The sequence below is a fragment of the Acidovorax sp. 59 genome (genome assembly GCF_002754175.1).
Taxonomy (GTDB): domain Bacteria; phylum Pseudomonadota; class Gammaproteobacteria; order Burkholderiales; family Burkholderiaceae_C; genus Acidovorax; species Acidovorax delafieldii.
The window spans coordinates 2,069,752-2,091,742 of record NZ_PEET01000001.1; the positions used below are offsets into that span (position 1 = coordinate 2,069,752).

Sequence of the window (21,991 nt, forward strand, 5' to 3'; positions counted from 1 at the left end):
ATGCCGCTGCAGATCATTGCCCTGACCCCCGACTTTGCTGTGTCGCCGCAGCTGGCCACTACGGACTTTGCTGCTTTGGCCCAGCAGGGCTTCAAGACCATCATCAACAACCGGCCCGACGGGGAGGGCGGTGGCGCACAACCCACCAGCCCTGAAATGGAGCGCGCTGCCACAGTGGCCGGGCTGCACTATGTGTATCTGCCCGTGGTCAGTGGCTCCATCACGCCGGAACAGGTGCAGGCCATGCACAAGGTCCTGATCTCGGCCCCCAAGCCCATGTTGGCGTTTTGCCGTTCAGGCGCCCGGTCTGCACAGTTGTTCGGGCTGGCGCAGGACTTGGACGCCGAAGCGTCCTGAACACCCTGGAACCATAATGAACTTCATCCCCGGCTGGGTTCGCAACTACCAGAAGTCCTGGCTCTCCGGCGACATGGTCGCCGGCGTGATCGTGACGGTGATGCTGATCCCGCAGAGTCTGGCCTACGCACTGTTGGCGGGCTTGCCACCCGAGGTGGGCTTGTACGCCAGCATCCTGCCCATCATTGCCTACGCCATGCTGGGCTCCAGCATGACGCTGGCTGTGGGGCCCGTGGCGGTGGCCTCACTCATGACGGCGAGCGCCCTGCAGCCGCTAGCGGCGGCTGGCTCGCCCGACTACGTGGCGCTGGCCATGCTGCTGTCACTCCTGTCAGGAGGCATGTTGCTGCTATTTGGCGCATTGCGGCTGGGCTTCCTGGCCCATTTTCTGAGCCATCCGGTCATCAGCGGGTTTATCTCCGGCTCGGCAGTGCTCATCGCCGTGGGGCAGGTCAAGCACCTGCTGGGGGTAAGGGCCGGCGGTACCAACGTCTTTGACACCGTGGTGCAGCTCGCGCACGCGGCGCCCGCAACCAACCTGGTCACGTTGGGCATTGGTGCGGGCAGCGTGTTGTTTCTCGTGCTGGCGCGCAAGTCTTTGTCCCCTTGGCTGGTCCGCCTGGGCGCCAGCCCTCGGTTGGCAGACGTCGCATCCAAACTGGCGCCGATGCTGGCGGTGATGGTGTCCACCGCCTTGGTGGCCGCCATGCGCTGGGACCAGACGGCGGGGGTCAGCGTTGTCGGCACGGTGCCAGAGGGCTTGCCACAGCTGGGGTTACCTGCAGTTTCGATGGAGTCTGTGGGCTCGCTGTGGCTGCCTGCGCTGCTGATCTCGCTGGTGGGCTTTGTGGAAAGTGTGTCGGTAGCGCAATCGCTGGCGCTCAAGCGGCAGCAGCGCATTCAGCCCAACCGGGAGCTGCTGGGCTTGGGAGCGGCCAATGTCGCCAGTGCGCTGTCGGGCGGTTTCCCCGTCACGGGCGGCTTTGCGCGCTCGGTCGTCAATTTTGCCGCCGGAGCCAACACGCCCCTGGCAGGTGTCATTTCTGCCGTGCTGATGGGGGTGGTAATTGCCGCGCTGACCGGGCTGTTTCACTATCTGCCCCATGCCGTACTGGCGGCCACCATCATCGTGGCGGTGGTGTCCCTGATTGACGTAGAGACACTGCGCGAGGCTTGGCATTACGACAAGGCGGATGCCATGGCCCTGCTGGCCACCGCAGGGGGCGTGACCGCTTTGGGCGTGGAAGTCGGCATCCTGATGGGAGTGGCGTTGTCGCTGGGCACTTTGGTGTGGCGCAGCAGCCATCCGCACATTGCGGTCGTGGGGCGCGTGCCAGGCACGGAGCATTTCCGCAACGTCGCCCGCCATGCAGTCACTACCGAACCCGGCCTGATTGCCGTGCGGGTCGACGAAAGCCTGTATTTCGCCAATTCGGACGCGTTACTCGATAAGGTGGAGTCTCTGGTGGCGGCACAGCCTGACACGCACTATGTGCTGTTGGTGTGCTCGGCCATCAACCAGATCGACACCACAGCCTTGGGTGTGCTCACCGACCTAGAGCGCAGCCTGGCCCAGCGCGGCATGGCATTGCTGCTGGCAGAGGTCAAAGGGCCTGTGCTGGACCGCCTGCAGACCACGCCGCTGGGGCTGCGTTTGGAGGGCAGGGTGTTTCTGAGCACCCATGCAGCGTTCCAATTTGCAAACCGCGAGGCGACTGTCTCGCCCAACCCATCGCCATCGCTGGCCCGATAGCGTGCAGCGGGTGGACGGCGACTGACGGCACGGGTGCATTGAGCCCCATCCACGGCCCTTTTGCGCTTGGACTTTGCCTGTGTTCGCCATCGAACAGACCGTGTCCCGCCTGCTGCTTACATTCCGTCTCACATCCCTGCAGGGTGTGACGTAACGGGGTCGCAAGACGCCGCCACTCCACGTCCTGCGCGCAGGGTCCAGCAGTGGTCGGAACAAAAGGCGTTCTATGCACGTGAATCGAGAGAGGCGGCAGCTTGGTCCTGCCGAGCGCAGCGCTGCACCCCAAATTCCCCCGGCGCGGTGGCCGTGGTTTGCGACGGCATTTGCCACCCTGTTGGGCAGCGCCAGTACGTGGGCGGCCCCGATGACGCAGCCTCTTGAATCCATCGAAGCGCTGAGTCAGCGGTGGGTGCCTGGCCCTGTGGCATATGCGGTGCTGTCCACCATGGCGGCGCTGCTGGCCATGATCATTGTGGTGATGATGGTGTATGCCACCCGGCATGGAGTGCTCACACTGAACCGCCTGCTAGGGCACCAGCGCCATCCGTACCTGGACATCGATCAGGCAGACTGGCCGCTGATCACAGTGTTCATCGCTGCCCACAACGAAGAGCAGGTGATCGCCGGATGCTTGCAGGCCCTGCTGGACACCAATTACCCGCTCGACCGGCTGAAGGTGGTGCCGGTCAACGACCGGTCTACCGATGGCACGCGCGCCATCATCGATGACTGGGTAGGCCGTTACCCGGGGCGAATCGTGCCGTTTCACCGCACCAAGGGCAAGCCAGGCAAGGCCGCAGCGCTCAAGGATGCCCTGCAGCATGCGCAGGGCGACATTGTGATCATCTTCGATGCCGACTATGTGCCCGGCCGTGGGCTGCTCAAGCAGCTAGTGGCGCCATTTTTCGACCCCGAGGTGGGGGCAGTGATGGGCCGTGTGGTGCCGGTCAATACGGGGGTGAACCTGCTCACACGCATGCTGGATCTGGAGCGAAGCGGCGGCTACCAGGTGGACCAGCAGGCTCGTATGAACCTTCGCCTGGTGCCCCAGTACGGCGGCACCGTGGGGGGCGTGCGCTGCTCTGCTGTGGCCGCGGTGGGCGGCTGGCACGACGATACGCTGGCCGAAGACACGGACATTACCTATCGGCTTTTGCTCAACGGCTGGAAGACTGTCTACACCAATAGGTCCGAGTGCTATGAGGAGGTGCCTCAGGACTGGCAGGTGCGCATCAAGCAGATCAGGCGCTGGGCCAAGGGGCACAACCAAGTGATGGTGCGCTATGGCTTGCGCTTTGCATTCAGTCCCTACTTGAGCTGGCGAGAACGCCTGGACGGGCTGCTGCTTTTGTGTGTTTTTGTGCTGCCGCCGTTGCTGCTGGTGGGTTGGCTGCTGGCGCTGGGCCTGTATTTTTTCAATGCCGGGGACATGCTGACGGGGCTGATCTCCTTGTTTGCGCTCATGGCCTATGGCACGCTGGGTAACTTCGCCGCGTTTTTTGAGATCGCCGTTGCGGTGCTGCTGGACGGCAAACGCAGGCGGTTGCGGCTGCTGCCGCTCAGCTTGCTGGGCTTCGTGATCAGCCTGTTTGCCATATCGTCATCGGTGTGGGGGCAGTTGATGGACAAGCTGCTGCGCCGCGACATGGTGTGGGACAAGACCGTGCGCTACCGGCAACCGAGCGTCGAACAATGAACACCGCCTTGTTCTACCTGGCCTTTGTATTGATCAGCTCGGGATTGATGGTGATTGCCTTTGGTCCCACCTGGCGCGAGTGGCGGTACCCCACCGATACCGAGGCATTGCAGGTGTTGCCGCACTACACCACCGACATCGATCATTTCGCTGACCGGTTCCGCGCGCTGGTGCAGGCCCACCAGGCGCAAGTGCCGGGTCCTTATGCCAACGAGTTTGATTTTGCGCCGGTGCCACTGGAGGGCGTGAACTGGGCCGGCATGCTGCGACCCCTGGTTTGCCTCGGCTCGGTCAAGCCGCAGACAGCGATCCAATGTGCTGCACCGCTGTTCGTGCATGGTGACTTCGAAGCACCGGCCCGCAGCCGCTTTGTGGGCCTGCTGGCGCAGGGCCGTATCCGGCTGGGTGCGGGTAGCGATGTGGGGCAGTGGGCACATGCCGACGCGTCCCTGCATCTGGCCCAGGGCTGTTCGGGGCTGCGGCGCCTGTCTTCATCGACCGCTGTGGAGCTGGAGGCCGATTGCTGTTTTGAGCGGATCCAGGCGCCACACATCCGCTTTGGTGGTGATGCGGCCCTGCAACCTGAACGCGAGCATGCGCCTTTGATCGAGGCCAGCTTTGATCGGCTGGAGGGTGCGCTTCGCCAGAGCGAGCAGGTGACGCTCGTGCGCGGCGACTGTAAGCTGCCACGCATGCACCGGTATCACGGCTCGCTGGTGGTCACGGGGCGTTTGCTCATTGGGGCTGGCACCGTGATTGAAGGCGACGTGAAAGCCCGTGGAGGCATCGTCATGGGCGACCACGCGCGGGTGCAGGGCTCGCTATGCAGTGAAAAGCAGATCCAGCTCCTGGACCATGCCCAGGTGGCCGGACCCGTGGTGTCCGAATCGGGCATCCTGCTCGGCGCTGGGGTACAGGTGGGCTCGCCGCAGGCCCTCACCACTGTCAGCGCAGAAACCATCATGGCGGAGGCGGGCGCCCGGGCGCATGGCACCGTGTGGGCCCGCCAACTGGGCATTGTGTGGTCGGCGTGAACGCGGCGCACCCGCATTGCATGGCTGGTCGGTGGCCTGCACCCTCGCATTGTTCCATCCGCTGAACCGCCACAGAGGGCTTCCCCTTGCCACATACCACCGTTACTCCCCACAGCCGCCAAGACCGCGAGCTGGCTTTCAATGCTGCGCGCGGCCTGTTGGCGCAGGCCCAACAAACCCACAAGCACCAGTTGCCCCATCGCGCTCTCAGCCGCATCCGGCTCAACCCATGGCTGCTTTTGCAAATGGTGGGGCTGCCGGTGGTGTGGTTGTCTCTGATCTACGCTTTGCGGGAGCCTCTGTACGGTTTTTGGCGCAGCTACCTGCTCACCTGGGCGCGGTGGCTGCATATGCCGCTGCATCCAGCGGCAGTGTCATCACGCCAGGACCTGTTGGGGATGAGCTGGTTGCCAGGCGCGGGTGACCTGGGGCTGTCCATCACCACTGGTGCTGCCCTGGCTGCCGTGCTGACTGTGGTGGCCTGGGGGCTGGCACTGCGCCTGCGAGGGCGATGGCTTCCCGCGCAGTATCTGGTGCGGGTGCTGTGCGTGGTGCAGGCGCTGGCGCTGCTGTACTTCTGGTTTGCTCCGATGCCGTTCCCGCACTTGGTGCTGAACCATGTCATGGACCTGCTGGATGCTGGCTATTTGCTCATTCTGGCCATACCGGTGCTGATGGCGCTCGGCTACTACCCACTGCGAATCAGCTGGCAGGCCAAGGTCGTGCATACCTTGCTTATCTTGTTGTTCTTTGGGGTCATGGTGCCGCAGCAAGCCATGGTGCACCTGCTGGTTCTGCAGCACTTTTCGGTGGTATTCATGCCCGTGCTGTACCTGTGTTTGGGGGCGCTTTTCGACATGATGGTGTTTGTGGCTCTGTATGCATGGGCGGCCAGCACGGCCCCCTTGTCCGCTACACATTAGGGCGCTCATTCCCCTGTCGGGTCTGTTCAGCCGTACCCTCTGCGGCGCTGCCAGGTTCACCTGTCTGTACGCCTGCGTACGCAGTGAAGAAATCGGAGGCATCTTCTGCAAAATAAGTACGCCACCCTTTACCCGGGGGTGTCGGCCTTCCTGGCAGTGCGCTTCTTTTTGCGCTGTTGCTCTCCAGATGTTGAAAGCGGTGTCCGGGCTTGCGTTCGGAGATCGTGCACATGCGGCGTCGTTCATTGCTAGAAAAGGTGCCAGCCTTGGGGGCTGGGTTGCTTTTGTGTTCGGCCAGCTGGGCGTCAGAAGCTCGCGCGCCCATCGATGCTGTAGCGGAGATCAAGGCGTTGCGCATCCTGTCGGGTCCCTATGCCGGTGGCTACGAGCTGGCGCCCAATGGACGCCTGAACTGGTACTTCGCCAACCTGGGATTGTTGCCCTTGGTGCCCATGCTCAGTGCGCCGGATCTGGAAACATACGTCCTCCCGTATCTGAATCTGTACCTGGTCAGCACCGATCCTGCCACCAGCACCATTTCGGATATTGAGTTCCCCTATGGCCGGGCCAATACCTCGGTGGTCAAGAAGGTGCTGGCTGACTCGGACGACGCCTATGCATCCACCTTTCTGTCCCTGGCGTCGCGCTATGTGGCGGCCAGTGGCAATTGGGCCTGGTGGGAGGCGCGCAAAGCGGCCCTCAAAAATATCGCTTACCGCAACCTGGCATTGACTGCCAAGCCTTCGGGGCTGACTGCAGTGTTTCAGGCGCCGCGCAGCCAGACCAACGCCAGCGGCTACCTCATGGACAACTGCGAAGGTTACCGAGGTCTGCGCGACTTTGCGGCGGTGCTGCGGTCGCGCAGCGAACTGTCTGAAGCCAACTACTATGACCTGCTGGCGACCAATACCGCAGAAGGCATTGCGCGCCAGCTCTACAAGGCCCCAGAGCAGTCATTTTTGGCCAGCGACGCCGCGCTGGCACCCAGCGCAGAGTTTTACCCTGGCACCACTTGTCAGGTGTACCCGCAGGCCTTTGGATTGCGCGAGCTGACCGGGCTGTTTGCAGCAGGGTGGAACTGTCTCAACACGCGCTCACCAGGCTGGGAAACCGGGCGCTATGACCCTTTCCCGTGGGCCATCCTCGGGTACGTTGCCGCGCTTCGAGGGCAGGGCAGTCAGGCGCGTACTCAACTGGCGGCCATGGAAAAAACCTTTGCGGCCAACCGCAGCCTGGTCACCATCAACGAATTGGGTTTCTATCTGCGCACCAAAGCCGTGTTGGGCGGGAGCACGGCGGCATGAGGGCGGGCTTGCGTAAGCTCCATGTGCGCCAGCAGACAGACAGAGACGGTGTGCCCTCCGAGAATTCAAAACGATCCCGTCCTGCTGTCAAGAAGCCGCACATCGACCAATCCCTCGCGAACCGACTGCTGGCCCTTTTGCGGCCTACAGAGCGGTCGCGCCTGCTGTCCGTTGCCGAGTGGGTCGAACTGGAAAGCCAGCAAGTATTGGGGCGAGCGGGTGAACGACTCAGCCATGTGTACTTTCCCACCAACAGCATGATCTCTTTGCTCTCCAACCTGGAGGGCGCGCGGCACTTCGAGGCCGGACAGATCGGCTTTGAGGGCATGTTGGGTGCCAGCGCAGGGCTGGGGGTGACGGCCTCGGCCTTTGATGCGGTGGTTTCGGGGGCAGGCCAGGCATGGCGAATCCAGCTGGATGCGTGGCGCAGCCATTGTTTGGCCAGCCGGACGCTGAGCCTGCTGACCACCCGCTATCTGTATGTCGAGCTATCGCAAATGGGCACGATGGTGGCCTGCGGGCACTTTCATTCGCTGGAGCAGCGTCTGGCGCGGTTTCTGCTGATGAGCGAAACGCGGCTGCGCACCCCCGACATTCAGATGACCCACGAGACGCTGGCGCACCTGCTGGGGGTACGCCGGGCCGGTGTGACGCTGGCGGCTGGCAAGCTGCAAGAGAGCGGCGTAATCCAGTACACGCGCGGGCATATCCTTGTGCTGGACCGGGAGGCATTGCTGGCGCAAAGCTGTGGGTGCTTTGACCAGGATCTGGAGACCTATGAACGGGTCATGTCAGGCGCGGTCGCTTAGACGCTGCAGGCTCGGACAACCTAGGGAAGCTCCCAAAACAGCGACAGCTTGGCGCCGTTGCGTGAATAGTAGGGGTTGCGGTAGCGCTCTAAGCCCGCAGTAATGCCCCACTGTGGGCCCAGCCACTGCCGCAGTGTGAGCTGTGACTGGCGACTGTCAAAGTTGACCAGAGATACCCCATTGCCAATGGCCTGGTAGCCCTCGGCACCCCAGCCGTGGCGGGCAATGATCTGCGTGTGGTGCGCGCGCCCCCAGGTGGCTGCCACAAACTGCTGATGGGTACGCACGCCACCGGGGGAGCTGTTGTTGAAGCGTATTTCTGCCTGTACCACCCACGGCAGATCGAAATAGTAAGTAGACCCGAGGCTGATGTTGCGGTCGATGTGGCCGTCTGGCGCTCGGTAGTAACCTGCCCCCAGGGTGGCCACCCATTGGCGTGTGGGCAGCAACTTGCGGTTGATGAACCCGTCCACACGGTAGCGCGGCAGGTAAGCAGCACCATCGCCTGCGCCCACCGACAGCATGGAGAACCAGTCTTCGTTCCAGGTCATGGTGTCGGACAGCCCGATGAACCGGCCCGGCTCTCCAAACCGCCGCATGGTGGCGATTTCCATGCCGAATAACTGGTTGTTCACACCCCATTGGCCGCGCACGCCAGCTTCATGCCAGTTGCCATACCCGTTGGTGAGGGTGTGGCGGCTGGTGTAGGCCTCAATGCCCCGGACCGGGGCCGGCAGGTCTGCAACGTCTTGCGCATGGGCTGCGGGTAAGGCATTGGCCAGCAACCCCAGTGCCAGAACAAGGGACGGGGCAGGGCGGTGGATGTAGTGGGTGTTCATGGTGACCGTGCGGGGGGGTGACGAGGACTGGTGCAGTTAGTTGTGTCCACGGCGGCAGTGATGGCCTTGGACTGCAGGATTTGCGCGGCGACTTCGTCCGTCACCGTCCAGTGGGCGCCGTGCCGATGGGGCAGGGCGGTACGAAGCCAACAGCGGGCAGAGGGGATGTCGCCTTGCTGCACTGCCACCACAGCCACCAGACCCCAGGCAAAGTCGTCCTTCACCTGGGCCAGCCATTCGTTGCGGTGCTCAGCCATCCAGCGGCGGTAATGCGCGGGCGCCCCACCAGGGATCAGAGGAAAACGCACCAACAGCGGAAAGATCTGCGCCACGGCGTCGGGGTAGAAGGCATGTGCGGTCTCACGCTGTCCGGGCTGGGTGGAAACCAGGTAGCGCTTGCGCTGATCGTCCCAGAACACGGTCGCCAGAGTTTTGGTGAAGTTGGGGTGGCGCGCGTTTTGTGCCGCCTTGTGGGTGAGCGGGTAGGCCCACAGCTCCAGGTTGTCCATAAGCAGCCCATGTTGGTACACCGGTGAGACCAGGTAAATGCCCTGGTTGGGGTCTACCAACTTGGCCAGCGCCGCACTGGTAGCCATGCGGCTGCGCACCCAACTGGCCTGGCTGCGTTGTGAGGCAGGCATGCTGTCCATGAACGCCAGCCACAGGCCGAGTACAGAGTCATCGGCATCGGCAGTTTTACATGGGGCCCACACAGGGCCGTTGCGGCAAAAACGGTCAAAGGTCGCGTCGGGCTTTTGCCGCTGTACCAGCCAGGCGCCCCAGGCCTTGGCAGGAGTGGAAATATCCAGCCCATGGCTGTGAGCCAGCAGCAGTGCCTGCAAGGCAAAGTAGGGATCTACCGTGTCGCCCTGGTGCTGCACCGAGATGGCGCCCGAGGTATCGGCATACCCCTCCAGATCGAGAACAGCCGCCGAAGTACAAAGTGGTGCTGCAAGTACGAAGCACGCCAGAGCGTTGCCTATCCAGCGCTTCAGGCCAGAGTGGGTCTGTGACAAATGAAGGCACTGGGGAGCTTGAGAGTCTGGTGTCAATGGGTGATCCGTGGCATGGAAAGCCATGGTCAGCGTGTAGGCACAGAGCTGTCTGTTCGGTACCGTACATAAGGCGTCGGGTTCGATAGCGCACAGACCGTCTCGGTCCAAGGCCCCACCGTCGGTGTTCGCCTTGGCCTGGGGTGCGGGTTATCTGGCGAATCTCATTCAACAGGACTACCCATGACTACGCAAAAAATGTTCGGAACCGACGGCGTGCGCGCCCCTGTGGGTATGGAGCCCATGACCCCCCAGACCATCATGCGGCTGGCACACGCCTGCGGCCAGCTGCTCAGCCGTCAGCACACGGGACTGAACCCGCGACCTGTAGTAGCAGTGGGCACCGACACGCGCGGGTCGGCCCCCATGTTTGAGGCGGCCTTGCAGGCGGGGTTTTCTGCGGCCGGTGTTGACACGGTGATGTGCGGCGAGTTGCCCACACCCGGCGTGGCCTACCTGACGCGCTTGCGCGGCTACCAGGCGGGTGTGGTGGTCAGTGCATCGCACAACCCTTGTGAGGACAACGGGGTAAAGTTCTTTTCGGCCACAGGTGACAAGCTGCCCGACGGCATGGAGGCCGAGATCGAACGCACCATGGCCCAGCCCATGGTCTGTTTGCCATCGTCTCGGTTGGGCCGCGTGTCCCTGCTGCCGGAGGCCTCCGATCTATACATCCAGTTTTGCCGGCAGGCATTGCCGGCAGGTCTGCACCTGCAGGGTATGAAGATCGTCATTGACGCCGCCCATGGCGCCTGCCACCGCATCGCCCCCGAGGTGTTCCGACAGTTGGGCGCGGAGGTGGTTGCGGTGGGTGCCTCGCCTGATGGGCAGAACATCAACGACAACGTGGGCGCCACGTCGCCCAAGCACCTGAGCGAGGCCGTGCTGGCTCACCAGGCAGATGTCGGCGTGGCGCTGGACGGCGATGGAGACCGGTTGGTGATGGTGGACAGCGAGGGCCGCATCTATGCGGGTGACGAGCTACTGTACGTGCTGGCCGTGGATGCCCAGACCAACGATGGCTTGCAGGGTGGGGTGGTGGGCACGGTGATGAGCAACCAGGGGCTGGAGCAAGCGCTGCTGCGCCGTGGGCTGGACTTTGCAAGGTCTGCCGTGGGTGACCGGCATGTGCTGGAGCTGCTCAAGCAGCGGGGTTGGCGCTTGGGCGGCGAGGGCTCGGGCCACCTGATCGGGCTGGACTGGCACAGCACCGGAGACGGCGTGATGTCAGCCTTGCGGGTGGTGGCAGCCATGAAGCGCTCGCAGCGCAGCTTGTCGCAGCTGTGCAGCGATCTGCGCATGAACGCTCAGTGCCTGGTCAATGTGCCCGTGACCCGTGGTGCGGGGATGGCCGACAACACCTGGATGCCCCACTTCCAGCTGCGGGCCGAAAAGTTGCTGGGCGACGATGGGCGGGTGCTGCTGCGTGCCTCGGGCACCGAGCCTGTTGTGCGGGTGCTGGTGGAGTGCCGTACTGCACTCAGGGCGCAGCGGATGGCCAGCCGGTTTGCCAAAGAGGTGAGCCAACTGCTGACCGCACCCGCGGCGCTGGATACAGTTACCGCCTGACCGGCCGTCGTCCCCGCACCATCCTGGATGGCGGTGGGGCCGCAAGCGCTGTCAGTCCACCGTGCAGAGCCGGTCTGCAATGTGCTGCGCGGTGTGGCCATCGCCAAACGGGCTGCTTTCCAGCTGCATGCTGCGGTACGCCCCATCGTCGCGCAGCAGGCGTGCCGCCTCAGTCACCATGCGGCGGATGTCTGTGCCAACCAGTACCGCACCACCAGCTTCCACCAGCTCCTGCCGCTCGGTGCTGTCGCGCGCAATCAGCACTGGCCGCCTCAGCGCAGAGGCTTCTTCCTGAATGCCGCCCGAGTCCGTCAGCGTGAAGTAACAGCGTTGCAGCAGGCTGATGAGGGCAGGGTAGTCCATGGGTTCGGTCAGACACACCCGTTGGCGCAGGTCGTCCGGCAATGTGTCGATCACCGGCCTCACCGCCTGACTGACGGCTGGGTTGGGGTGAAGCGGCCAGACCACAACCAGATCGCCATGGGCCGCCAGCAACTGCCCGATGGCAGTGGCGATATTGCGTATGGGGTCGCCCCAGTTCTCTCGGCGGTGGGCGGTCACCAACAGAAGCCGCTGGTTAATTTGCTGATCTAGAAACTCTGCGACCATGGCTGGTACCACTGAAGACAAACCGGACGACAAGACAGAAGGCGCGGACGATGCATTGGTCTGCAGGCGCTCCTGCGTCCAGCGCGCCGCGTCAATCACCGTATTGCCGACGACGGAGATACAGGCGTCTGCGATGCCTTCGCGCAAAAGGTTGTCCCGGGTCCGCGCCGTCGGTGCGAAGTGCCAGTGGGCGAGCCGTGCAATCAGCTCCCGGTTTTTTTCCTCCGGAAACGGCTCGCGTGTGCCTGTGCGCAAACCCGCCTCGATGTGGGCGACCGGCTTGTCGTTGTAGTAGCCACTCAGCGCTCCGACCAGCGCAGACGTCGTGTCGCCCTGCACCAGCACCACATCGGGCTGGGTTTCGTCCACCAGCCTGTCCACTCCCTCCAGCAACAGCGCCGTGAGGTCGCCCAACCTCGGTGTGCGCCGCTCCAGTGCCAAGCGCAGGTCTGGCACCATGTCAAAAAATCGGTAAAGCACCTCGGCCACCTCGGCGTGCTGCCCGGTGTGGAGCACCACCACGCGGTGGCCACGCAGCTTTAGCTCGCGATGCAACGGTGCCATCTTGATGATCTCAGGGCGGGTGCCTAAACACGCAAGGTAAGTGGTCATGGGTTCTTTCAACGCAGCGGCGCTCGCGTTTTGGTGGGAGGCGTTGGAACCAGTCCAGACGGACTTTTCGGAAGGAAGACTTGGGAGAACGCCGCCACAGCAGGTGCCCCCAAGGCCGACGCATGGTGCGGTTGGGGGTCGTGGAGTGTCTGTTCGACACCGCACAGAGTGTGTATTTGATAGTTAACATAATATACATCGTATCTAGCATTAACGATGTCATCCCAACGAAGCTCCAATGCGCCGTCGGCCCTGCATCCTGCTCAAGCCGCTACCATCAACGCCCATGAACCTTCCCACCCAAGCACCTTCTACATCGTCCATCCACTTCGGTCATCAGGGCCGCGTCTGCATCGTCACGGGTGGCGCCCAAGGCATTGGCGAGGCCTGTGTCCGCCGCTTTGCGGCCGAAGGCGCCAAGCCGGTGATCGTCGATGTGGACGATGCGCGTGGCCAGGCGCTGGCGCAGGAGCTGGGCGCGCTGTATGTGCGCTGCGATGTGGGCGATAAATCGCAGGTGGATGCACTGGTGGCCCAGACTCTGGCGGCCCATGGGCGCATCGACGTGTTGGTGAACAACGCCGGCATCTTCCGCGCGGCGGATTTTCTGGAGGTGACCGAGGCCGACTTTGACGCGGTGCTGCGGGTCAACCTCAAGGGCTCGTTCCTGGTCGGCCAGGCGGTGGCGCGGGCCATGGTGGTATCGGGAGGCGGTTCGATCGTGAACATGAGCTCGGTCAACGGTGTGCTGACCATTCCCAATATCTCCAGCTACAACGTGAGCAAAGGCGGCGTGAACCAGCTCACGCGGGTGATGGCGCTGGCATTGGCCGACAAGAACATCCGCGTGAACGCGGTGGCGCCGGGCACCATCGCCACCGAGCTGGCCGCCAAGGCCGTGCTGACCAGCGATGAGGCCAAGAACAAGATCATGAGCCGCACGCCCATGAAGCGGCTGGGCGAGCCGTCCGAGATTGCGGATGTGGTGGCCTGGCTGGCCAGCGATGCGGCCAGCTATGTGACCGGCGAGATCGTGACTGTGGACGGTGGGCGCATGACACTCAACTACACCGTGCCGGTCTGACGCACTTAGGGCCACTCCTTTTTTGATAGCTGCCAGTGCATTATTCACTAGCGCTAGCAGCTGTTTTCATCACTTTCAGACCTGTGGCATGCGCTGCAGCAGCCGGGTGGTACTGCGCGGCCAGCCCACCGGACCGAACCAGGCGCCGCCAGCAATCGCCCAGGCGTTGACCAAGCCGTAAAGCACCAGCGCCGCCCCTTGTGCCGCAAACACGGCAGCCAGTCCACCGCCCCAGCGCAGCGCCAGCCAGCCGCCGGTGACGGCCACCGCCAGGCGAACGATGTTGCCGATCACCGGCCAGAGCAGGCGCCCTGCCCCTTGCGAGGCAAAGTACAGCACCAGGCCCAGGCCGAAGAAACCGTACACGGGGCCGACGGTGCGCAGATACAGCGCACCCGCTTCCAGCATGGCGGGGTTGCTGTTGAACAGGGACAGCCACGCGTTGGGAAAGGCTGCCGCCCACAGGCCAATCGCCTCGGCCATCACAAACGCCATGGCCGCGCCGATCCAGGTGGCGCGCAAGGCGCGCTCGCGCTGGCCAGCGCCGATGCACGTGCCGACCATGGCCACCAGCGGCGCGCCCAGGCCAAACACCAACGGAACCAGCAGGTATTCCAGCCGCGATGCGGTGCCGTAGCCCGCGATGGCCGCTGTGCCAAAACCACCCACCAATGCGGTCGTGACGCCAATCGCCAGATTGGTGGCGACGGTAGACACCGTGCCCACCAGACCCACCCGCAGGATGTCTTTGAACAGCACCCAACGAAACCGGATGTGCGCCAGCGACGGCCGCAGCAGGCTGCGCGGCGACCACAGGTATGCGGCCAGCACTGCGCTGCCGATCAGGTAATACGCCATCAGCGCAATGGCGCCACCGGCAATGCCCAGGCCCGGCATGGGGCCCCAGCCAAAGATGAACAGTGGCGAAAGCGGCACCAGTACAAACGCGCCCAGCACCGTGACGTAGGCTGGCACGGCCATGTTGCCCGTGCCCCGGATCACGGCCGACAGCGTGTTGAACAGCCAGACCAGAAACGCGCCCGCAAACACCCAGTTGGAATAGATCAGTGCCGCATTCAGCGCGCCGCCCGTGCCACCCATGCGGGTGTAGAGCCAGCGCCCTCCTCCCACCACGCCCACGGTAAAGAGCAGCGAAAACACCGCCGCAATGGCCAGCGCATGCAGTACCAGCGCGTCGGCATCGTCCCGCCGCCTTGCGCCCAGGGCGCGTGCAATGGCCGAAGCAATGCCACCGCCCATGGCGCCCGCCGAGGTCATCTGCATCAGCATGACGACCGGAAACACCAGCGCCATGCCGGCCAGCGCATCGGTGCCCAGCTGGCCGACAAAGTAGGTCTCGATCAACCCGACGCCCGCCTGCGCCAGCATCACCAGCACGTTGGGCGCGGCCAGCCGCAGCAAGGTGGGCGCAATGGGCGCCTCCAGCAGCATGCGGGTGCGCGGGTTCAGGGCCTCAGTCACATCAGGCCCCTGCCGCACCGGCTGCAGGCCGGCGTGGCACCACGATGCGCACGGTAGACAGCTGCAGCACATCGCCGTGCTGGTTGCGGGTTTCGCTGCGCACCGTGACCATGCCCCGGTCGGGCTTGGACTTGGAGGGCTGGATCTGCACCACCTCGCTCACCACATGCAGCACATCGGTGGCGCGTGTGGGCCGGGGCCAGGTCAACTCGCCCCCTGCGCCGATGATGCCGCCTGCAATCGGCAGCCCACTGGTCACTTGCAGACGCATGGTCACGGCCGCCGTGTGCCAGCCGCTGGCGGCCAGACCGCCAAACAGCGTCTCGCGCGCAGCGGAGTCGTCCAGGTGAAAGGGCTGCGGGTCGAACTGCGCGGCAAAGGTGGTGATCTGCGCTTCGTCCATTGCGTGTTCGCCGCTTTGGAACTGGTCGCCGACAGACAGGTCGTCCAGGTAAATCGGGGACGTGGGGGCTGTCGAAACGTTGCTGGCGGGGGTCTGCGTCATGTCGATGGCTTTCGTGGAGAGAAGGTGGTTGGTCAGGCCGCCGTGGCGGCGGGGCGCGCCACGCGCGCTTCTCGGATCGGCAGGTTGACCAGCGCTGCGCCTACGGCCAGCACGATGTCGATGTACCAGACCCAGTCATAGCTGCCGGTGGCCTGGAACACGCTGCCGCCCAGGTAGGCACCCAGGAATCCGCCAATCTGGTGCGACAGCATCACGATGCCGAACAGCATTGCCATGTTGGCCGTGCCAAACATCTTGGCGACCAGACCGGCCGTGGGTGGTACAGTGGACAAGAAGGTGATGCCCATGACGGCGGCAAAGACCAGCACCACGGCCGGCGTCTTGGGAGCAAACAGGAAAATCAGCACCGCCAGACCTCGCGTGGCGTACAGCAGCGACAGCAGCGACTTCATGCGCCAGCGCCCTACCGCCCAGCCCATGGCCAGGCTGCCCACAATGTTGAACAGCCCGATCACCGCCAGCGACCAGCCCCCTACTTCGGGCGCCAACCCGCACGCTGCGATCACGCCGGGCAAGTGCGTGGCCAGGAACGCCACGTGAAAGCCGCACACCAGAAAGCCTGCCGCCAGATACCGGTAGCTCGGTGTGGCCAGGGCCTGGGCAATGGCCTCGCGCGCGGTCAATGCCTTCTGGCCGGATACCGCTGCAGCCTGTGCCGCCAGGGCGTTGGAGTTGCCCTTGAGCACCCACACCGCCGGCAGCGCTAGCAGCACCAGCATGCCCAGCCACTGCATCGCACTGGCCCAGCCCACGGCGGCGGTCAGGCTGATGGCGACGGGCGCCATCAAAAACTGCCCGAACGAGCCGCCCGCGTTGACGATGCCGCTGGCCAGCCCGCGCTTTTGCACAGGCACCAGCCGGGCAGTGGCCGCCATCAGCACAGACGGCCCAGCCATGCCTGCGCCGCCTGCGGCCAACACGCCAATCGCAAAAATCAACCCGGCCGTGGTGGTCATATACGGCGTGATGAAGGTGCCCAGCGCCACCAGCGCCACACCGATCAGGATCACACGACCCGTGCCGATGCGGTCGGCCACAGCCCCGGCAAATGGCTGGGTCAGCCCCCACCACAGTTGGCCAAACGCAAACGCCAGGCTGATGCTGCCGATGCCCAGGCCCGTGGAGGTGTTGAGTGCGGACAGGAACAGGCCCATGGTCTGGCGCGTGCCCATGGTCAGCGCAAAGGCGCCTGCGGCCGCTAGCAGCACCAGCCACAGGGCCAGCGGTGCGACGGGCTTGGTTGCAGTCGCCTGCGGGGTGTGGTTATTCGTCATGCGCAGTCTCCTGCACTGGCAGTGCAGCCAGCAGATCGAGCGAGTCGTCCACCAACGCGTGCAAGGCCATCACGCGTTCCACGCCCAGTGCCTCGTTCAACGCCAGTTGTGCGGCCTTCCAGTGGCGTTGCGCTTCCGCGCGCTTGTCGCGGCCTGCGTCGGTGATGTGCACCAGGCGGCTGCGTGCGTCCGTGCCCGCCCTCAGCGTCACCCAGCCCGCATCCACCAACGGGCGCAGGTTGCGTGTCAGCGTGGACGCATCCATCTTCATCTCCGTGGCCAGATCACCGGGGCGAATCGGGCCCAGCTTGAGCACATGCGATAGCAGCGAATACTGCGTGGTCTTGAGTCCACATTTCGCCATTTCGGCGTCGTAGTGGTTGGCCACGCGGCGCATCAGCTGGCGCAGCTTGAAGTTGGTGCAGCCCTGCGGCAGCACAGGGGCCAGGGTGGATGGGTTGGCTTGCATGGATTTGATTGTATCTGCAATAATTGCATATGCAACTCATGCACTTCAACCCCGCTACCAACCAGGACACCCCATGACACAGCACAACCACCTTGAACACTGGCTGGCACAGGAGCGCGACATCCTGGCCACGCTGGATGCAGGCCCCGGCCCGGGCGTGGCCCGCCGAGAGCAGATCGCCCACCTGAACGGCCTGCAGCAGATGCAGGCCATGCTGCGCGGCGAGCTGCCCTACGCTGCCATTGCCAAGACGCTGGACTTCCTGATCGTCGAAGTGGGAGAAGGTACGGCCATCTTCCAGGGCACACCCCGCGCAGAGCACCTGAACCCCATGGGCACGGTGCATGGCGGCTGGTTTGCCACCTTGCTCGACTCCGCCCTGGGCTGCTCCATCCACACGCGCATGGAACCTGGGCGCGGCTACACCACGGCCGAGCTGGGCATCAACCTGGTCAAGGCCATCACGCCCAAGGTACAGCGCGTGCGCGCCGAGGGCCGGGTAATCCACAGCGGGCGCCAGCTGGCCACGGCCGAGGCGCGCCTGGTGGGGCCGGACGGCACGCTGTATGCCCACGCCACCACCACCTGCCTGGTTTTTGACTTGCCTGCACAATCGAAAGGATGAAATTCCTCCACACGATGCTGCGCGTTGGCAACCTTCAACGCTCGATTGATTTCTACACCCAGGTGCTGGGTATGCAACTGCTGCGCCAGTCCGAGAACCCCGAGTACAAATACTCGCTGGCCTTTCTGGGCTTCGAGGGCGGCAACCCCGGCCAGGCCGAGATCGAGTTGACCTACAACTGGGGCGTGGAAAGCTACGACATGGGCACGGCCTACGGCCACATCGCGCTGGGCGTGCCCGATGCGTATGCCGCGTGCGAAAAGATCAAGGCCTCGGGCGGCAACGTGACGCGCGAAGCAGGTCCGGTCAAGGGCGGCACCACGGTGATCGCGTTTGTGACCGACCCCGATGGCTACAAGATCGAGTTGATCCAGCGCGCCGAAGGCGCAGGCGGCCAGGGTCTGCGGTGATATTTACTATCAAATAGATAGCTGCTGGCGCATATTCCACTAGCGCATGCAGCCATTTAGCCCAAAAAAACCCGGCAGCGCCGGGTTTTTTGTTGGAGAAGCAGGCGGCGCTTACAGGACACCCAGCGTCACTTCCACACGGCGGGCTTCGGCGTTGCTGCCGGTCGCGGTGGTTTCTTCGGGCTTCTTCAGCTCCACCTTGGCTTCGGCCACGCCCAGGGCCTTGAGCGCTTCGGCCACGGCCACCGCGCGCTGCTTGGCCAGTTCTGCATTCAGTGCGGCGTCGCCCGTGGCATCGTGGAAGCCGGAAATGACGGCCTTCTTGCCCTCAGCCACACCCTTGACCACGTCGGCCAGGGCTTCGTTGGCACCTGCGGCCAGTTCGGCCTTGGCGGTGGCAAAGTAGAACTTCACCACGCCGTTTTCCACGCGCACGCTGGCAATATCTTCTTCCACGGCTACGGCGGGTGCTGCGGGCGTGTTGCTGGCTGCAACGGCGGCAGGCCGGACCGGTGCTTTGGCGCCCAGACGCTTGACCACCACGGTGCCCACCACTACGGAGATCACCAACGCAATCAGTGCAAACAGAAAACCGAGGGCAAAACGTTGTTGGCTATCGTCGTCAGAGCTGGACATGGAAGATCCCTGTAGTGATGAATAAAGTGGTTGGGCGGCCAATGCAGGCGTTGCGAAAACAAGGCCCCGGCCGCTTGCAGCAAAGCTTTCGATTGTAGAGTGAAGGCATGACGAATCTGCCCGCCCCACTGCGAGACCCGGCGCCGATGCTGGAGCGTGCCCTCCAGGAATGGGGTGGCCATCAGGACCTGTGGATTTTTGGCTATGGGTCGCTCATCTGGCGGCCGGATTTTGACTACGCCGAGCGCCGCCCGGCCAAGGTCCACGGCTGGCACCGGGCGCTCAAGATGTGGAGCCGTATCAACCGTGGCACGCCCGAGTGCCCGGGACTGGTGTTCGGCATGCTGTCGGGCGGAAGCTGCCGGGGCATGGTGTTCCGCGTGGACAAGGTGCATGCGCGGCAGGTGATGATCAACCTGTGGCAACGCGAGATGGTCACCGCTGTCTACGACCCGCGCTGGCTGGTGTGCCACACGCCCCATGGCCCGGTGCGGGCGCTGGCCTTTACCCTGTCGCGCAAAAGTCCCAACCACACGGGCGAGCTGCCAGACCACGAATACTGCCGCATTTTCGAGCAGGCCTGTGGACGCTACGGCACCACCCGCGACTACGCCCAGGCCACCTATGACGAGTTGCGCAAGCACGGCATCCACGACAGGGCTTTGGCTCGGTTGATCGCGTTGGCCCAAAAAGAGGCATAGTGCACATTTTTCTGGACTCTCGCGTGGTGGCTTGCGAGACTGCGCCTTTGTATCGGGTTCAATCCCGCGTTCATTCATTCGCACCGAGGAGTTTGAGTCATGAAGATTCGTTTTGCTTTTGCCCTGTCTTCCCTGGCTGTTGTGGCGCTGGCGGGCTGTGCCTCCCACCTGTCTGGCAACCGCGCTACCGCCAAGCTGGAGCCCACCCGGGGCAACACAGCCACTGGTACTGTGACGTTTGTACAGACCGGCGATGGTGTGCAGGTGTCGGGTGAAATTCGTGGACTCAAACCTGACGCAGAACACGGCTTTCATGTGCATGAAAAGGGCGACTGCTCGAGCGGCGACGGCATGAGCACCGGCGGACATTTCAACCCCACGGCCAAACCGCACGGATCCCACGGCGCGGGAGAACACCACACCGGTGATCTGCCCAGCCTCAAGGCCGACAAATACGGCGTCGCCGCATTCAGCTTTGTGTCGCGGTCCATCAGCGTGGGCGGCCCCACCACCGACATCGTCGGCAAGGGCCTGATAGTTCACCGCGACCCCGACGACTACAAGACCCAACCCACCGGCAACGCAGGACCACGCCTGGCTTGCGCGGTGATTGCTTCCAAATAAAGCGGAAGCGGCCCTCGCCGCCGTTACCCACGCGCCGCCAGCAACTGCGCGGCGCGCTCCAGGTCTTGCACGGTGTCAATGTCGGTCACCGTGCCTTCGTCATCCACCTCCACCTGCCGTACCCTGCCCTGCTGCGCCTGCGCGCGCACCACGCTGGCGGCGCCCTGCTCGCCGGTCAGCGCCAACAGGCTGGACAAGCATGCGGCCGAAAACCCCACAGGGTGACCGCGCTCGCCCTGGTACACCGGCATGACCACGGCGCAGTCCGGGTCCGCCAGCGCAGCGGCGATGGTGCGCAAGGTGTCGGGACGGATCAGCGGCAAATCCCCCGGCAACACCAGCCAACCGGGCGCCTGTGCCGTGGCGCGCACGGCTGCGGCGATCGAATCCCCCATGCCTGGGTGGCCTGCATCTTCCAGGTGCCAGGGCAGGCCGCTGGCGCGCACGGCATCGAGGGTGTGTTCCAGCACGGTCTTTGCCCCCAGGGGCGCGCGCAGCTTGTGCACCGCACCGCCGGATGCGGCAAAACGCTCTCCCCGGCCCGAGGCCAGCACCAAAACGACGGGGAGCAAAGGCGATAGGAGCATGGGGTTCCACTTGAACAGGTTGCTGGGCCATCAACTGTGGCGTGCAGCGGGCGCGATTCTAGTGCTGCGATGACGGCCCAGCAGTCTTCAGAACGCGCCACTCGCCACCGTGAAATCCGCATGCTGCGCCGCCAGTCCGTGCAGCATGCTCACCAGCGGCCGCAGGTCATCACGCCGACTGTGCAACGCATAGCCGAGCGACCCCAGCGGCACAGAGCTGGGCAACACCTGCAACACATCCCTGGCGTGCAGGGCTTGCGCCCAGCCCTCGGGCAGCAGGCCAATGCCGCTGCCCTGTGCCAGCAAGCCCACGATGGCGCCCCAGTGGTTGCACACCAATCTGTGCGCGGGGCGTGCATAGGCCTGCCGAAGCCAGTCGTCGATGAGGTGGGTCACCCCCGAGCCTTGCGGCAGCGTTACCAGCGGTTGCGACTGCATCGCATCGGCATCCATCTGGCGCAGGCCGTGCGCCACGCCAGGGCCAGCGCACCAGGCAAAGCGCGCATGCGCCAGCGGCACCGAGGTCAGCGCGCTGCGGCTGGCAGGGCCGGCGATCACGGCCACATCCAGCTCGCCTTTGTCCAACCGCTCTGCCAGGGCTGCGCCCACATCCACGTGCACCGACACCTCCAGTGCCGGGTGCGCCGCCGCCAGGGCTTCCACCAGGCGCGGCAGCCAGGTGATCGCCGTCAGCTCGCCCACCCCCAGGCGGCAGGGGCCGCGCAGGCCGGTGGTACTGCCCATCTCCTGCTGCAAACGGTCTGCCTGTTGCAGCAATCCACCCGCCAGCGGCAGCAACCGTGTGCCCGCCTCCGTCAACGCCGCGCGGTGGCCGGCGCGGTCAAACAGCACCTGGCCCAGCGATGCCTCCAGTTCGGCGATCCGCTTGGACAGGGAGGACACCGACAGATGCACCCGCTCAGCCGCCATGGCAAAACTGCTGCAGGTGGCTGCCCAGTAGAAGGCTTCGAGCTGCTTGAGGGTCATGTCGTGAATATATTTTCAATTTGGCGAAC

At 64.2% G+C, this 21,991-nt stretch carries 23 protein-coding genes; 13 read left to right on the top strand and 10 right to left on the bottom strand.

Annotation, left to right across the window (positions count from 1 at the left end; genetic code table 11):
- The 7 genes from CLU87_RS09290 to CLU87_RS09320 all read left to right on the top strand — a co-directional run bounded on the left by CLU87_RS09290 (position 1) and on the right by CLU87_RS09320 (position 7,876).
- Positions 1-357 (top strand): TIGR01244 family sulfur transferase, encoded by a 357-nt coding sequence (locus CLU87_RS09290; RefSeq protein ID WP_099730258.1) that lies wholly within the window; start codon positions 1-3, stop codon positions 355-357.
- Positions 358-373: 16 nt separating this feature from the next.
- Positions 374-2,110 carry a SulP family inorganic anion transporter gene (locus CLU87_RS09295; RefSeq protein ID WP_099730259.1) on the top strand — a complete coding sequence of 579 codons (1,737 nt, stop codon included), beginning with the start codon at positions 374-376 and terminating at the stop codon, positions 2,108-2,110.
- Between the two features lie 364 nt (positions 2,111-2,474).
- Positions 2,475-3,806 (top strand): glycosyltransferase, encoded by a 1,332-nt coding sequence (locus CLU87_RS09300; RefSeq protein ID WP_369804301.1) that lies wholly within the window; start codon positions 2,475-2,477, stop codon positions 3,804-3,806.
- Positions 3,803-4,840, top strand: coding sequence for a polymer-forming cytoskeletal protein (locus CLU87_RS09305; RefSeq protein WP_099730260.1), 1,038 nt, complete (start codon positions 3,803-3,805; stop codon positions 4,838-4,840). The genes CLU87_RS09300 and CLU87_RS09305 overlap by 4 nt, the downstream gene beginning before the upstream one ends.
- 86 nt (positions 4,841-4,926) lie before the next feature.
- Positions 4,927-5,763 carry a hypothetical protein gene (locus CLU87_RS09310; RefSeq protein WP_099730261.1) on the top strand — a complete coding sequence of 279 codons (837 nt, stop codon included), beginning with the start codon at positions 4,927-4,929 and terminating at the stop codon, positions 5,761-5,763.
- Positions 5,764-5,993: 230 nt separating this feature from the next.
- Positions 5,994-7,067, top strand: a complete 1,074-nt coding sequence (locus CLU87_RS09315) for a hypothetical protein (RefSeq protein ID WP_233193745.1) — start codon at positions 5,994-5,996, stop codon at positions 7,065-7,067.
- The gene (locus CLU87_RS09320) at positions 7,064-7,876 is read left to right on the top strand and encodes a Crp/Fnr family transcriptional regulator (RefSeq protein ID WP_233193746.1); all 813 of its coding nucleotides are present in this window, start codon (positions 7,064-7,066) and stop codon (positions 7,874-7,876) included. Before CLU87_RS09315 ends, CLU87_RS09320 begins: the two co-directional genes overlap by 4 nt.
- Positions 7,877-7,896: 20 nt before the next feature.
- Here the strand turns inward: CLU87_RS09320 and CLU87_RS09325 are convergent, their stop codons facing one another.
- Both CLU87_RS09325 and CLU87_RS09330 read right to left on the bottom strand, forming a co-directional pair.
- Positions 7,897-8,715, bottom strand: coding sequence for a YaiO family outer membrane beta-barrel protein (locus tag CLU87_RS09325; RefSeq protein ID WP_099730262.1), 819 nt, complete (start codon positions 8,713-8,715; stop codon positions 7,897-7,899).
- The gene (locus CLU87_RS09330; protein WP_233193747.1) at positions 8,712-9,731 is read right to left on the bottom strand and encodes a hypothetical protein; all 1,020 of its coding nucleotides are present in this window, start codon (positions 9,729-9,731) and stop codon (positions 8,712-8,714) included. The genes CLU87_RS09325 and CLU87_RS09330 overlap by 4 nt, the downstream gene beginning before the upstream one ends.
- A gap of 219 nt (positions 9,732-9,950) precedes the next feature.
- Between CLU87_RS09330 and glmM the strand changes: the two genes are divergently transcribed.
- Entirely contained in the window at positions 9,951-11,336 is a 1,386-nt protein-coding gene (gene glmM / locus CLU87_RS09335; RefSeq protein WP_233193748.1) for a phosphoglucosamine mutase, read from the top strand.
- Between the two features lie 51 nt (positions 11,337-11,387).
- On the opposite strand, the gene wecB is transcribed toward glmM, so the two are convergent.
- Positions 11,388-12,557 carry a non-hydrolyzing UDP-N-acetylglucosamine 2-epimerase gene (wecB, locus tag CLU87_RS09340; RefSeq protein WP_099730264.1) on the bottom strand — a complete coding sequence of 390 codons (1,170 nt, stop codon included), beginning with the start codon at positions 12,555-12,557 and terminating at the stop codon, positions 11,388-11,390.
- Between the two features lie 286 nt (positions 12,558-12,843).
- Between wecB and CLU87_RS09345 the strand changes: the two genes are divergently transcribed.
- The gene (locus CLU87_RS09345; RefSeq protein WP_056062757.1) at positions 12,844-13,641 is read left to right on the top strand and encodes an SDR family NAD(P)-dependent oxidoreductase; all 798 of its coding nucleotides are present in this window, start codon (positions 12,844-12,846) and stop codon (positions 13,639-13,641) included.
- A 75-nt stretch (positions 13,642-13,716) separates the two neighbouring features.
- Here the strand turns inward: CLU87_RS09345 and CLU87_RS09350 are convergent, their stop codons facing one another.
- Genes CLU87_RS09350 through CLU87_RS09365 form a run of 4 tightly spaced genes read right to left on the bottom strand, consistent with a single transcriptional unit; the run spans position 13,717 to position 17,392 of the window.
- Positions 13,717-15,093 (bottom strand): MATE family efflux transporter, encoded by a 1,377-nt coding sequence (locus CLU87_RS09350; protein WP_099732107.1) that lies wholly within the window; start codon positions 15,091-15,093, stop codon positions 13,717-13,719.
- Between the two features lie 31 nt (positions 15,094-15,124).
- Positions 15,125-15,628: a MaoC family dehydratase gene (locus tag CLU87_RS09355; RefSeq protein WP_099730265.1), complete on the bottom strand. Its 504-nt coding sequence runs from the start codon at positions 15,626-15,628 to the stop codon at positions 15,125-15,127.
- Between the two features lie 32 nt (positions 15,629-15,660).
- Positions 15,661-16,923 carry an MFS transporter gene (locus CLU87_RS09360; RefSeq protein ID WP_099730266.1) on the bottom strand — a complete coding sequence of 421 codons (1,263 nt, stop codon included), beginning with the start codon at positions 16,921-16,923 and terminating at the stop codon, positions 15,661-15,663.
- The gene (locus tag CLU87_RS09365) at positions 16,913-17,392 is read right to left on the bottom strand and encodes a MarR family winged helix-turn-helix transcriptional regulator (RefSeq protein ID WP_099730267.1); all 480 of its coding nucleotides are present in this window, start codon (positions 17,390-17,392) and stop codon (positions 16,913-16,915) included. The genes CLU87_RS09360 and CLU87_RS09365 overlap by 11 nt, the downstream gene beginning before the upstream one ends.
- Before the next feature lie 73 nt (positions 17,393-17,465).
- Here CLU87_RS09365 and CLU87_RS09370 point away from each other — a divergent pair, with 73 nt between their 5' ends.
- Positions 17,466-18,017 carry a PaaI family thioesterase gene (locus tag CLU87_RS09370; RefSeq protein ID WP_099730268.1) on the top strand — a complete coding sequence of 184 codons (552 nt, stop codon included), beginning with the start codon at positions 17,466-17,468 and terminating at the stop codon, positions 18,015-18,017.
- A complete protein-coding gene (gene gloA / locus CLU87_RS09375; RefSeq protein WP_056062770.1) occupies positions 18,014-18,427 on the top strand; it encodes a lactoylglutathione lyase in 414 nt (137 codons plus the stop codon). Before CLU87_RS09370 ends, gloA begins: the two co-directional genes overlap by 4 nt.
- Before the next feature lie 111 nt (positions 18,428-18,538).
- Here the strand turns inward: gloA and CLU87_RS09380 are convergent, their stop codons facing one another.
- On the bottom strand, positions 18,539-19,063 hold the full coding sequence (locus tag CLU87_RS09380; RefSeq protein WP_099730269.1) for an OmpA family protein: 525 nt from the start codon (positions 19,061-19,063) through the stop codon (positions 18,539-18,541).
- 107 nt (positions 19,064-19,170) lie between these two features.
- On the opposite strand from CLU87_RS09380, the gene CLU87_RS09385 reads away from it, so the two are divergent.
- Both CLU87_RS09385 and CLU87_RS09390 read left to right on the top strand, forming a co-directional pair.
- Positions 19,171-19,764, top strand: a complete 594-nt coding sequence (locus tag CLU87_RS09385; protein WP_099730270.1) for a gamma-glutamylcyclotransferase — start codon at positions 19,171-19,173, stop codon at positions 19,762-19,764.
- Positions 19,765-19,863: 99 nt separating this feature from the next.
- Positions 19,864-20,388: a superoxide dismutase family protein gene (locus CLU87_RS09390; RefSeq protein WP_056062780.1), complete on the top strand. Its 525-nt coding sequence runs from the start codon at positions 19,864-19,866 to the stop codon at positions 20,386-20,388.
- A 23-nt stretch (positions 20,389-20,411) separates the two neighbouring features.
- Here CLU87_RS09390 and CLU87_RS09395 read toward each other — a convergent pair whose 3' ends face one another.
- Together CLU87_RS09395 and CLU87_RS09400 are read right to left on the bottom strand one after the other, a co-directional pair.
- Positions 20,412-20,975 (bottom strand): NTP transferase domain-containing protein, encoded by a 564-nt coding sequence (locus CLU87_RS09395; protein WP_099730271.1) that lies wholly within the window; start codon positions 20,973-20,975, stop codon positions 20,412-20,414.
- A gap of 87 nt (positions 20,976-21,062) precedes the next feature.
- A complete protein-coding gene (locus CLU87_RS09400; RefSeq protein WP_099730272.1) occupies positions 21,063-21,962 on the bottom strand; it encodes a LysR family transcriptional regulator in 900 nt (299 codons plus the stop codon).
- Between the last annotated feature and the right edge of the window lie 29 nt (positions 21,963-21,991).